The organism is Pseudomonas sp. MPFS, assembly GCF_022537035.1.
Lineage (GTDB): Bacteria > Pseudomonadota > Gammaproteobacteria > Pseudomonadales > Pseudomonadaceae > Aquipseudomonas > Aquipseudomonas sessilinigenes.
Genome location: NZ_CP066123.1, coordinates 1,439,822 through 1,451,946 on the forward strand (window position 1 = coordinate 1,439,822; position 12,125 = coordinate 1,451,946).

8 protein-coding genes and 2 tRNA genes are annotated in these 12,125 nt (G+C 60.9%); 2 read left to right on the forward strand and 8 right to left on the reverse strand.

The window, feature by feature from the left end; genetic code table 11:
- Positions 1-168 precede the first annotated feature (168 nt).
- The 4 genes from I9018_RS06565 to I9018_RS06580 form a co-directional block, all read right to left on the reverse strand.
- Positions 169-1,461, reverse strand: a complete 1,293-nt coding sequence (locus I9018_RS06565; protein WP_241109022.1) for an AcvB/VirJ family lysyl-phosphatidylglycerol hydrolase — start codon at positions 1,459-1,461, stop codon at positions 169-171.
- Positions 1,461-4,100, reverse strand: a complete 2,640-nt coding sequence (gene mprF / locus I9018_RS06570; protein WP_241109023.1) for a bifunctional lysylphosphatidylglycerol flippase/synthetase MprF — start codon at positions 4,098-4,100, stop codon at positions 1,461-1,463. Before mprF ends, I9018_RS06565 begins: the two co-directional genes overlap by 1 nt.
- A 277-nt stretch (positions 4,101-4,377) precedes the next feature.
- A tRNA-Met gene (locus I9018_RS06575) sits at positions 4,378-4,454 on the reverse strand.
- A gap of 196 nt (positions 4,455-4,650) precedes the next feature.
- Positions 4,651-4,727, reverse strand: a tRNA-Met gene (locus tag I9018_RS06580).
- A 297-nt stretch (positions 4,728-5,024) separates the two neighbouring features.
- On the opposite strand from I9018_RS06580, the gene dinB reads away from it, so the two are divergent.
- A complete protein-coding gene (dinB, locus tag I9018_RS06585) occupies positions 5,025-6,089 on the forward strand; it encodes a DNA polymerase IV (RefSeq protein WP_068608071.1) in 1,065 nt (354 codons plus the stop codon).
- 45 nt (positions 6,090-6,134) lie between these two features.
- Here the strand turns inward: dinB and I9018_RS06590 are convergent, their stop codons facing one another.
- The 4 genes from I9018_RS06590 to I9018_RS06605 form a co-directional block, all read right to left on the reverse strand.
- Positions 6,135-7,088 (reverse strand): hypothetical protein, encoded by a 954-nt coding sequence (locus tag I9018_RS06590; protein WP_241109024.1) that lies wholly within the window; start codon positions 7,086-7,088, stop codon positions 6,135-6,137.
- A 17-nt stretch (positions 7,089-7,105) separates the two neighbouring features.
- Entirely contained in the window at positions 7,106-8,821 is a 1,716-nt protein-coding gene (locus I9018_RS06595; protein WP_124345907.1) for a proline--tRNA ligase, read from the reverse strand.
- A 128-nt stretch (positions 8,822-8,949) separates the two neighbouring features.
- Complete coding sequence (locus tag I9018_RS06600) at positions 8,950-10,515, reverse strand: AmpG family muropeptide MFS transporter (protein WP_241109025.1); 1,566 nt, start codon at positions 10,513-10,515, stop codon at positions 8,950-8,952.
- Positions 10,516-10,559: 44 nt separating this feature from the next.
- Positions 10,560-10,913 carry an MGMT family protein gene (locus I9018_RS06605; protein ID WP_068581832.1) on the reverse strand — a complete coding sequence of 118 codons (354 nt, stop codon included), beginning with the start codon at positions 10,911-10,913 and terminating at the stop codon, positions 10,560-10,562.
- A 160-nt stretch (positions 10,914-11,073) separates the two neighbouring features.
- Between I9018_RS06605 and I9018_RS06610 the strand changes: the two genes are divergently transcribed.
- Positions 11,074-12,081 (forward strand): DUF481 domain-containing protein, encoded by a 1,008-nt coding sequence (locus I9018_RS06610; RefSeq protein WP_241109026.1) that lies wholly within the window; start codon positions 11,074-11,076, stop codon positions 12,079-12,081.
- The last annotated feature ends 44 nt before the right edge of the window (positions 12,082-12,125 follow it).

Genomic DNA, 12,125 nt, shown 5'->3' on the forward strand with positions numbered 1-12,125 from the left:
ATCGAGCGTCGACCGGCTGCTCCTAAACGGGATCAAGCACTACCACCTGGTGGGGGCCTTTTTGTGCCTGCCTATAGGGCGGGCGATGTTGTACCAGACGAAAAAAAGCCCTCGCTGGGAGGGCTTCTATTTTGCGGGTGTCACCGTGTCCGGTGACCCGGGCGCCACTTAGTTGCTGGCGTTTTCCTTGCCCTGGCGCTTCTCGATGATCTCCACCAGGCGCTTGGCCAGGGCTGGGTAGTTCTCGTCGAAGTGGTGGCCGCCTGGCAGCTTCATTGCTTCGCCAACCGCGGTCTTGTCGGTGCAGCCACTCTCGTTGACCTCTTCAACGCCGTAGATGCACACCACCTTGGCTGCTGGCAGCTTGGCCATTTCCGGCCCGGTGGCGGCTTCTTTGCCGGCGTTGCCCAGCCAGCCCTCGACTTCGATCTCGAAGCTGCCGGTGCGGGCGAAGGCCAGCAGGATAATGGCGTCCACTCGTTGCTGCTCGGCTTCCGGCAGGCGATTGTAGATAGCTGGCAGTACGTCGGCGCCGAAGGAGTAGCCGGTCAGGACGAAGCGCTTGGTGCCCCACTTCTGCCGGTAGTGCTGCATCAGCTCGGTGAGGTCGGTGGCGCTTTGTTCCGGAGTCTTGTGCTGCCAGTAGTAGCGCAGGGTATCGATACCCACCACCGGATACCCGATCTTGGCCATTTCCCCGGCTACGTCGCGGTCCAGGTCGCGCCAGCCGCCGTCCCCGGAGAGGAACAGGGTCACGGTGTCCTTGGCCTGGCCGGCCGGGACTTCCACCACCGGGATGTTCAGCCCGCCATTGTCCGAACCTACCAGCAGCTTGCGCAGTTCGTTGTTCAGTACTTGTGGCAGGTGGATGTCGTAGTCGCTGATGCTGGTGGTGGCGTTGGGGGTGTCGCGCACGAAGCCGGCGCTCTCGTCGTCCGGGTTGTCGTTCCAGGCGACCAGCCAGTGGCCGTGGGCCAGGGTCTTGGGCAGTGGGTCGGTGCAGCCGGGTGCCGGGTTGATGGTGAAGCCCACCGATACCGCCTGGGCCTTGTCGTCGCTTTGGGAGGCGATCCAGCGCCAGGCCAGGGCCGCGCCCGGGCCGATACCGCTGACCAGGGTAGCGGGGCCGTTGAGTTGCGGCAGGGCGTTTTGCAGCGCTTGCTCCTGCAACTTGCAGTCATCCTTGGGCAGGACTACCTGGACGATTTGCGCCGCGCCACTACGGCTCAGGGCCAGCAGTTGCTTGTCGCTCAGGGTCGAGTCCGGCAGTACCGCCACGATGACGCGGGCCTTGGCAGTGGTGCCGGGGGTTACGCGAGTCAGGGTCGAGCCGTCGGCCTGGGTCAGTTGCTCCAGGGCTGGTTCCGGTGCCGGGCGGTTCCACCACCAATAGCCGCCACCCGCAATCACAGCCAGGACCACCAGGGTGGCCAGCAGATACCGCAAAGAACGTTGAATCATCAGCGTTTCACCAATCCAGTCAGGCCGCCCGCGATCAGGGCGGCGGTGTCGGCCAGTGCGACCAGCGGGTCCAGCCCTGCTGGCACGGCCATGTAACGGGGTTCCCAGTCAGGCTGGAACTTGTCTTTGAAGCGGCGCAGGCCCTGGAAGTTGTAGAGCTGCTCGCCGCGGCGGAACACCATCGAGCCCAGGCGTTGGGTCAGCGGTGCTCCACGGCGCGGTTGCAGGCCGGAAAGGGGCACCATCCCCAGGCTGAAGCGGGCATATCCATGATTTTTATAATGTTGGATCAGGCCGACCATCATGAACTCCATGGTCAGCTTTGGAGCATCCGGGTGCGCGCGCATCAGGTCGAGACTGGCCAGGTCATGGTTGTAGGTCTCGAGCAGGTTGGCAAAGGCCACCGGACGTCCTTCAAAACGAATGATCGCGATACGGAAATACTTGAGGTATTCGTCGCTGAAGCGGCCCAGGGAGAAGCCTTTCTCCCGGACGTTCTTGCCGGTCAGCCAGGCATCGGAGATGACCTTCAGCTCGTCCATCGGCGCTTGCCCGGCGTCGTGGATCTCCAGCGACAGGCCGTCGCGGGTTCCACGGTTCCAGGTGTAGCGCAGGTCCTTCATCTCCTTGCCCTTGGCCTCGAGGTCGAAGCGCTTGAGATCGACCCGGGCTTCTTCGCCGAGCTTGATCGCCGTCAGGCCGATGTCCATGTAGTAAGGCAGGTTTTCCGCCCGCACCTGGTAGAACACCGGGCGCGCGTGATGCACATCGCACAGGTCGCGGAACTGCCAGATCATCTCGGCGCGTTGCTGGGTCGGACCGATCGGATCGTACAGCGCTACCAGGCTGCGGCCACGACGGGCATACATCAGGAAGGCGTCGTCGTTGGGATGGAACAGCAGCGCCTTGTCGCCGGTCAGTGCCAGGCCGCCATCGGGTTGGGACGAGGCCATGAGGACCTTCGCCGCCTTGTCCAACTCCTCGCTCGTGGGCAGGTGGATCACGGGGCGCGCGGTGCGCAGCAGCCAGGTCAGGGATACCACCAGCAACAGCACCGCGGCTCCCAGCAATGAGCGCAGGCCACGGGGCGCATCGGCATCCAGGGTGAATTGCCACCACAGCTGGTGGCTGTAGGGGACATCCTGGTAGGCGAACAACAGCAGCCAGATGGAGGCCCCCAGCACGCAGAAGCTGGCCACCAGGTACAGCGGTGAGAAGGGCAGTTCGGTCAGGCGGCTAGGGCGATAGAACGAGCGACGGAAGACCGCCAGCAGACTGGCGGTCAGCGTCATCAGGCAGGCTTCCTCCCAGTCAAAACCCTTGAGCAGCGAGAGCAGGGCACCCACCAGCAACAGGATGGTGGTGAGCATCCAGGCGGCCGACAGGCGCCGACGCAGGCCCTGGGCCAGTAGCAGGCAGAGTACGCCGATCAGGCTGGCGCCGAAGTGCGAAGCATCCACCAGGCGGTGGGGAATCAGGAAGCCAACATGTTGCAGGCGTGTGTCGATTTCCGGAGTGGCGCCGGAGAACAGCAAGACGACGCCGGAGAGGAACACCAGCACGGCAAGGATAGGCGCAGCAAGGCCGGAGGCCACCCGTAGCGATTGCCGGGTCTGGAACAGGCGCTGGGCCTCATTGATCAGCAACAGCACGCAGGCCACGAGCATGGGCAGCACTACGTAGATCAAGCGATACAGCAGCAGCGCGGCGGCCAGGGGAGCGGCTCCGAGCTTATCGGCGAACGCCGCCAGCAGGATCGCTTCGAATACCCCGACACCGCCAGGAACATGGCTGAGTACCCCGGCAGCCAGGGCCAGCAGGTAGACCAGCAGGAAGGCACCGAACGGTGGGGCTTCAGGCAGCAGCAGGTAGAGCACGGTGGCGGCTGCGGCTACGTCCAGGGCGGTGATGATCAACTGCAGGAAGGTCAGGCGTGGCCCGGGCAGGCGCAGGGTACGGCGTCCTACTCGTACCAGCAGGTTGTCGCGCAGGGGCTGTTCGGGCAGGCGCCGCCGATAGATACCGATGGCCAGGACGGCGCCGAGTAGCAGGACCGCCAGTGCAATGCCCGCCAACAGGCCTTCAGGCAGGTGCAGGGCCACGGAGGCCGCGGGCAGGTTGCTCAGGGTTGCCAGGGCCGCGAGGGGCGGCAAGGCACAGCCCAGGGAAAGGCTGGCGAACAGGGTCATGTGGGCGACGTCGGAGGCCCCCAGGCCATGGCGCGCATAAAGGCGGTAGCGTACCGACCCGCCGGAGAGCAGCGACAAGCCGATGGCGTTGCCAATGGCGAAGGCCGTGAAACCACCCAGGGCCAGGGTGCGTCCACTCAGGCTGACACCGGCGTACCGGCTGGCGGACCACTCGTAGCCCAGCAGGATGATGAAGCCTGCGATGGTTGCGCCCAATGCACCGAGCAGGGTTGGCTTGGGTACTTCCAGGATTGAATCGTGGAGTGCGTAGAAGTCCAGTTCGCTGAGCAGGTGGCGGCAGGCGATCAAGGCAATGGCGAACAGCAGGAGTGTCACCACCAGCCCCAGTGGTTGGCGATATTTGCTCAACAGGTCCAGCCAGCGCAAACGAGTGGCTGCAATGGGTTGTACGGTATCGGTGTCTTGTGAGTCAGACGTGTTGGCGCGCATCAATCACCTCGTGGATTGTGCGCGACAGGATGGGGGTATCCAGCCAAGTTACCAATCCCTGTAGAAAAAATAATTTCAAATATTAACGCGTCTCACCGTGGCCCGGCGACCTTGTGCGACCAGCAACAAGGCAGGTACTCGAGACAGAGCATAGCTCGCATACTGAAGAGTCGAAGTATCGCTGAAGGTTCGTAATACTTTTGCAGGTCATTGTTGCGAAAGGATTTTTTCACACACAAAAAAAAGGCCACTCTTTCGAGCAGCCTTTTTTGATATATGGTTGCGGGAGCCGGATTTGAACCGACGACCTTCGGGTTATGAGCCCGACGAGCTACCAGACTGCTCCATCCCGCGTCTGTGGGGCGGCATTCTACAGGCGAACCGTCGAGTGTCAACCGTTAATGCCCAAAAGGGTCAAATAAGTGTCGAATGCCCCGGTTCGCTCTCTAACTGAAGGCCAGGCAAAGAGTTTATCGCTTGGGTCAGTGAGTTTTTGGAAAACGAACACGCAAAAAAAAGGCCACTCTTTCGAGCAGCCTTTTTTGATATATGGTTGCGGGAGCCGGATTTGAACCGACGACCTTCGGGTTATGAGCCCGACGAGCTACCAGGCTGCTCCATCCCGCGTCTGATGTGGCGGAATTCTACAGAGGATTTTAAGTGTGTCAATCATTAAATTTTAAAAAAGGCTTCCTGTTCAAATGCTTAGCACTCGATCAAGGGCTTTTCAAATGGCTTGGGGCCAGGTGGGGCGGGGCTTTCAGCTCTATTGGAGGCTGTGAGGCCATTGAGCGAATAAATTTCATCTGGCTCGCCTGTGTTGCCTGGCGATGATGCAAGGTACTGGTGCTATATACAGGTGTAGGTAGATACTTGTTTCTGTTTCCACTCAAGCCCCCGTCTTTTCATGATCCCTGCCTTCATATGATGCAACGCAAAATCATCCACATCGATTGTGATTGCTTCTATGCGGCCATCGAAATGCGCGATGACCCGCAGCTGGCCCGCAAGCCTTTGGCAGTGGGCGGCTCAGCAGAGAGGCGGGGAGTGATCGCTACCTGCAATTATGAGGCGCGGGCGTACGGTGTGCGATCGGCCATGTCATCGCGGCATGCGCTGGCCTTGTGCCCGGACCTGGTCATCGTCAAGCCGAGAATGGATGCCTATCGTGAGGCATCGAAAGAGATCCATGGGATCTTTCGCGACTACACCGACTTGATCGAGCCGTTATCGCTGGACGAAGCCTACCTGGATGTCTCCGACAGCTTGAGTTTTTCCGGTAGCGCCACGCGCATTGCCCAGGACATTCGTCGCCGGGTCTCCAACCAGTTGCATATCACGGTGTCGGCCGGTGTCGCGCCGAACAAGTTTCTGGCCAAGATCGCCAGCGACTGGAAAAAGCCCAACGGACTGTTTGTGATTACCCCGGATCAAGTGGAGGATTTCGTCTCCGAACTGCCGGTGGGAAAATTGCACGGCGTGGGCAAGGTGACTGCGGACAAGCTGGGGCGGCTGGGCATTGCCAACTGCTTGCAACTGCGGGACTGGGGCAAGCTGGCGCTGGTGCGCGAATTCGGCAGTTTTGGCGAACGGCTTTGGGGCTTGGCCCGGGGTATCGATGAGCGACCGGTACACAATGACAGCCGCAGGCAATCCATCAGCGTGGAAAATACCTACGATGTTGACCTGCCGGATCTAGAGAGCTGCCTGGAGAAATTGCCCGAGCTGATGGCAACCCTGGCCGGGCGGATAGAGCGCATCGATAGCAGCTATCGGCCAGGCAAGCCGTTCGTCAAGGTGAAGTTCCATGACTTTACCCAGACCACCCTGGAGCAGGCCGGGGCCGGGCGTGACCTGGACAGTTATCGGCAGTTGCTCAGCCAGGCCTTCAAGCGTGGTGGCAAGCCCGTGCGCTTGCTGGGGATTGGTGTGCGTCTGCATGACTTGCGCGGTGGCCATGAACAGCTGGAGTTGTTCCAGGGTCAGTAGCGGGCGTTGGGTGCCATGGCGGGTCCATGGCACGGGGGTGGAGGGTCAGTTGCTGCCGGGGTCGGCTACCAGGCGGCCTGCATTCTTGGTCAGTGACTTGAGAAACTCTTTTTGCAGCTCAGGATCGTTGCGAGTCAGCTCGATCAGGCTCTGCTCCAGTTCGCTCGCTTCTTCTTCCAGGCCCAGCTGCGACAGGCGCTTGACCCGGTGTACCCATTCGCTCACTTCGTCGTCTTCAAGATCGTCGTAGATCAGGGCGTGGGCCTCCAGCAATTTGCTGCGCAAGCCATTGCTGATGCTCAGGGATGAGTCCGAATGCACTTCATCCTGTGCATCCTCGACGCTGATCTGCAGCTTGCCGATTTGCTTCAGGTCCTGTTCGGAAAAAGGATCGTCCAACAGGTTCAGGCGCAAGATGCCATTGCGATCGGTGCTCAACTCATAACTTTGCTTGCCGACCTTGACCTGTACCGGGCGTTCGCTCCAGGGCAGGCTCGAATATTCCATGCGTTTGTCACGCTGGACTTCTTCGATCGCCGCCAGGTTCTGCTGGGCACGACCATGGGATGGCATGTTCATGAACGGGTTGAGCCCGGATACGCCGTAGCTGAGCCAGTCCTTGGTGACGCTGTCCGGCAGGTTGCCCAGGGCGAATACATTGACCACGTTGGCGCCAGCACCGGCCACCAGGGCTACTGCGCCCAGCGGGATCTCATAGACCTTGCGCCAGGGCTGGTAGGGCGTATAGCGGTCGTAGCGGCGCGTGACTTCGAACTCAGTCACTTCGAAAGTCTTTTGCTCGTGGATGCGTACCCGGCGTTGCGGCAGCTCAAGCACCTTAGGCTCGCCGACATCGATTTGCAGGCTGTGGTCGAGCAGTTTGCGCTCGATCCGCTCCTCGTGTTCGCTGCGTTGCGACATCTGGTTGGCGCAGCCGCTGACCAGCAGGGCGCCGCACAAGGCGGCGCCACCGAGGCTTAAGGTGTTTCGCTTGAGCATGACGTCTCTATCTGGTTTCAGCGACGGATACGGGCTTGGAGGAAGGACAATACGTCGGCTACAGGCAGCGCTTGTGCCTCGGCCTCGGTACGGCTCTTGTACTCCAGGTTGCCATCGGCCAGGCCGCGGTCGCTGACCACGATCCGGTGTGGAATGCCGATCAGTTCCATGTCGGCGAACTTGATACCTGGGCTGGTCTTCTTGTCGCGATCGTCCAGCAGGACCTCGAAGCCGGCGGCGGTGAGCTGCTCATAAAGCTTGTCGGTCGCTTCGCGAACCAGGTCGGTTTCATAGCGCAGAGGAACCAGGGCGATCTGGAATGGCGCCAGGGTATCGCTCCAGATGATGCCTTTCTCGTCGTAGTTCTGTTCGATGGCGGCAGCGACCACGCGGGAGACGCCAATACCGTAGCAGCCCATTTCCAGGGTGACCGGCTTGCCGTTCTCGCCCAGCACTTCGCACTTCATCGCCTGGCTGTACTTGTTGCCCAGCTGGAAGATGTGCCCGACTTCGATGCCGCGCTTGATTTCCAGCACGCCCTTGCCGTCCGGGCTTGGATCGCCGGCTACCACGTTACGCAGGTCGGCCACGGCTGGGACCGGCAGGTCGCGTTCCCAGTTCACGCCGAAGTAGTGTTTGTCGTCGATGTTGGCGCCCACACCGAAGTCGCTCATCAGCTCCACGGAGCGGTCGATGATGATCGGCAACGGCAGGTTCACCGGGCCCAGGGAACCGGCGCCAGCGCCGATGGCGGCGCGCAGCTCGGCCTCGGAAGCCATGACCAGCGGATCGGCAACGCCAGGTTGCTTGGCGGCCTTGATTTCGTTGAGTTCGTGGTCGCCACGGATGATCAGGGCGATCAGCTTGCCTGGCTCTTCGGCATGCACCACCAGGGTCTTGACGGTCTTCTCGATCGGCAGGTTATAGCCTTCCACCAGTTGCGCGATGGTCTTGGCGTCGGGAGTGTCTACCAGGCGCATGGCTTCGGTTGGTGCAGGGCGCGAGGTTTCACGAGGCAGGGCCTCGGCTTTCTCGATGTTCGCCGCGTAGTCGGAGCCATTGCTGAAGATGATGTCGTCTTCGCCGGATTCGGCCAGTACATGGAACTCGTGGGAGCCGGCGCCGCCGATGGAGCCGTTGTCCGCTTCCACTGGACGGAACTTCAGGCCCAGGCGGGTGAAGATATTGCAGTAGGCCTGGTGCATGCGGTCGTAGGTGACCTGCAACGACGCTTGGTCGGCGTGGAAGGAGTAGGCGTCCTTCATGATGAATTCACGACCGCGCATCAGGCCGAAGCGTGGACGAATCTCGTCACGGAACTTGGTTTGGATCTGGTACAGGTTCAGCGGCAACTGCTTGTAGCTGCTCAGCTCGTTACGGACCAGGTCGGTGATCACTTCTTCGTGGGTCGGGCCGGCGCAGAAGTCGCGGTTATGGCGGTCTTTCAGGCGCAGCAGCTCAGGACCGTATTGTTCCCAGCGGCCGGATTCCTGCCACAGCTCCGCGGGCTGGATGCCCGGCATCAACACTTCAAGCGCACCCGCGGCGTTCATTTCTTCGCGAACGATGGCTTCGACCTTGCGCATTACCCGCAGGCCCATCGGCAGCCAGGTGTACAGGCCGGAGGCCAGTTTGCGGATCATGCCGGCGCGCAGCATCAGCTGGTGGCTGATCACGACCGCGTCGGAAGGCGTTTCTTTTTGTGTGGCGAGCAAATATTGACTGGTGCGCATGGTAGGCCGTTGTCGGTTGCTTAAGACTGGAAGTGACGGAGCATTGTACGGGCGAGTTCCGTTGGCGTACAGAACTGTGCTTGGAGGGGGGGGAAGGGGAGCGAAAAGCCCGCAACCCCCGGGAATTTCTAGGATTCTTCGCCGACGGCGTTGCCGTTGGTGGCGGTTTCGGCCTCAGGCTTGGGACCGTCGCGACGGCTTTCCTGGAACCAGTGCACGGCGATCAGGATCAGTGTCGGTACTCCGAGCATCGCAGTGATGAAGAAGAAATCGTGATAGCCGAACTTCTCCACCATGACTCCCGAATAGCCGCCGATCAGGCGTGGCAGCAACAGCATGATGGAGCTGAGCAACGCATATTGGGTCGCCGAGAACTTGAGGTTGGTCAGGCTCGACAGGTAGGCGACGAACGCTGAAGTGGCCATGCCTGAACTGAAGTTGTCCAGGGAAATGGTGACGATCAGCATCTTCAGGTTCGGCCCCATGTCGGCGAGCATGAGAAACAGCAGGTTGGTCGCGGCGGACGCGGCGCCACCGATGAACAGGATCGGCAGGATGCCGAAGCGCACGATCAGCAGGCCGCCCATGCCGGCACCGATCAGGGTCATGATCAGGCCGAAGATCTTGCTGACCCCAGCGATCTGGTCCTTGGTGAATCCCTGGTCGATATAGAACACGTTGGCCATGACCCCCATGACGGTGTCCGACATGCGGTAGGTGGCGATCAGCCCCAGCAACAGGAAGGCTTGCCAGCGGTAGCGCAGGATGAAGTCGTTGACGGGCGTCAGCACCGGTGCCAGGCCTCGACGGCCCATGGCCGACAAGCACAGTGCAGTGAGGGTTATGTAGAGAATGGCGCGCAGGAAGGCCCGGTCTTCCAGCAGCAGGTCCAGCAGGCTGACGCCATGGAAGATCACGCTGGCGAAGTCGGTGTTGTACAACTGGGTGAAGGTGGCGGGCACGGAAACCAGCAGCACGATCAATACGAATACCGAGATCAACTGGTGGGCGAAGCTGTAGCGCCCGGCCGATAGCTGGGTGCGCAACGGCACCGCCGGTTCACGCATCAGCAAGGTGGTGACCAGGGCCGGGATCATCAGGACCCCGAACAGCACATAGGTGCCGGTCCAGGCCGAATGCTTGTAGCTGAAGCCGGTGGAGCCGAAGCCCTCGGCAAAGAACAACGCGCCAGCGGTAGCCAGCAGCACCGCTACCCGATAACCGGACATGTAGCTGGCTGCCAGGGCCGCCTGGCGGCTATCGTCGGCGATCTCCAGGCGGTAAGCGTCGATGGCGATGTCCTGGGTGGCCGAAGCGAAGGCTACGACCACGGCGATGGCGATCAACCAGGAAAGATGCTTCTGCGGATCGCAGAAACCCATGCCGATCAGACCGAGAATCACCAGCGCTTGTGCCAGCACCAGCCAGGAACGTCGTCGCCCCAGTTTGCCCAGCAACGGTAGGCGCCATTGGTCGAGCAGGGGCGACCAGACCCATTTGAAGGCATAGGCCAGGCCGATCAGGCTGGCATAACCGATGGTCTCGCGGGCCACACCGGCCTCGCGCAACCACACTGAAAGCGTCGAGAACACCAGCATGTAGGGCATGCCGGCAGCGAAACCAAGCAGCAACAGCACGAGCGTCGAGGGGCTGGCATAGGCGGCAAGTGCGGCGCGCCAGGTTTTACGGGGCATGGGCTGGAGTCTGCCTCAAGAATTACGGAAACAAAGCGCGCACTCTAACCGCTGTGCTCTACCGGGCGCCAGCCATGACGTTGAATATCCACGCGATTGTTGCGTACAGGGACTCCCTCGTCGCGCAGTCGCGCGCGCTGTTCGTCGCCTGATGGGCTACCGGCCGGCAGGCTGATGCGGCCGCCGGCACCCAGCACCCGGTGCCAGGGCAGGCTGGTGTCCTCGGGCAGTTGGCTGAGGGTGCGGCCTACCCAGCGGGCCGCCCGTCCCAGGCCCGCCATTTCTGCCAGTTGGCCATAGCTGACCACCTTGCCCTGGGGAACCTGGGCAAGGGTCAGGTACAGCGCCGTGCGTCGGATTTGTGCCGGGGTTTGTGGCGCTTCAGTGGGCTCGGTCACATTCGCGGTTCCAGATAAAAGGAAGAGGCCCTGCTCGATTGTGCTGATGAAAGGCAAATGAGGATTGAACTCACTCTCAATACCCTGGTCAGTCGTGATTAAGGAATTATTCGCTGGGAATAATGCCGCTTTTTTGCAAGATCGAGTCCTGTATTTACTTATGTTGTCTAGAACTTTGCTGTGTTTCGCGGTACTCGGCGCCTCCATGCCGGTTTGGGCCGATACCGTGTGGTTGAAAAATGGCGACCGCCTCAGTGGCAAGATCAAGGTTTTCGATGGTGGCAAGCTACTGATCCAGACTGATTATGGCGGCGCCATCTCGATTGACTGGAAGCAGGTCAAGACCCTGGAGAGCGACCAGGAGCTGTTGGTCAAGCAGGATGCCTACTCCGGAGAGAAGGCCAAGTCTTTGCAGCCGGCGGCAGAGGGCAAGGTCACCCTGGCCAATGGCGAAGCGCCCAGGACCGTGGAACTGGCGAGTATCCAGCAAATCATGAAGCCCAAGCCGCTGGTGGAAGACATCGCGTGGAAGGGTAATGTCGACCTTGCCCTGGACTACAAGCGGGCGGAAAAGGATACCGATCGTTATGACATCGACTTCAAGACCTCGGCGCGCCACGGTGCCTGGAGGCATAACGCCGAAGGCGAGTACAACCGCGAATTCCAGAACAAGGTGGTGACCACTGATAACTGGAGCGCCGAGTACGCCCTGGACCGTTTCATTACCCAGCAGTGGTTCTGGCAGGGGCGCTTGACCTACAAGCGCGACAAGGTCGAGGAGCTCAAGCAACAGCGGGTGGTGGGTACCGGTCCCGGCTACCAGTTCTGGGACGATGAACTGGGCGCCTTCTCCCTGGGGTCGTTGCTCAACCGGACGGACTACACCTATGCCAGTGGCGGCAAGGACAACTTCTATTCCCTGGCCATGAAGTGGGACTACAACCGTTACCTGATTGGCAAACGGGTCGAGTTCTTCACTGGTGGCGAGGTCAGCAAGCCGCTTTCCGGGGTGGCCGACTATGCCCTCGATGCCGAATTGGGGTTGCGTTACAAAGTCACTGACTGGGCTTCGCTGAACCTCAAGGCCGAAAAGGACCTGATTCGTGGTACGCAAAGCAGCGACCTGGACAAGACCCGCTACACCGTAGGTTTCGGCGTGGCTTGGTAAGTTCGGATCTGCTGGCCTGCGGGGGAGGGGAAAGCCTGCAGGCA

Bases quoted from the DNA above. Each gene is read 5' to 3' on its own strand.
- dinB (WP_068608071.1), top strand. From the start codon at position 5,025: ATGATGCAACGCAAAATCATCCACATCGATTGTGATTGCTTCTATGCG.
- I9018_RS06610 (WP_241109026.1), top strand. From the start codon at position 11,074: ATGTTGTCTAGAACTTTGCTGTGTTTCGCGGTACTCGGCGCCTCCATG.
- I9018_RS06600 (WP_241109025.1), bottom strand. From the start codon at position 10,515: ATGCCCCGTAAAACCTGGCGCGCCGCACTTGCCGCCTATGCCAGCCCC.
- mprF (WP_241109023.1), bottom strand. From the start codon at position 4,100: ATGCGCGCCAACACGTCTGACTCACAAGACACCGATACCGTACAACCC.
- I9018_RS06595 (WP_124345907.1), bottom strand. From the start codon at position 8,821: ATGCGCACCAGTCAATATTTGCTCGCCACACAAAAAGAAACGCCTTCC.
- I9018_RS06565 (WP_241109022.1), bottom strand. From the start codon at position 1,461: ATGATTCAACGTTCTTTGCGGTATCTGCTGGCCACCCTGGTGGTCCTG.
- I9018_RS06590 (WP_241109024.1), bottom strand. From the start codon at position 7,088: ATGCTCAAGCGAAACACCTTAAGCCTCGGTGGCGCCGCCTTGTGCGGC.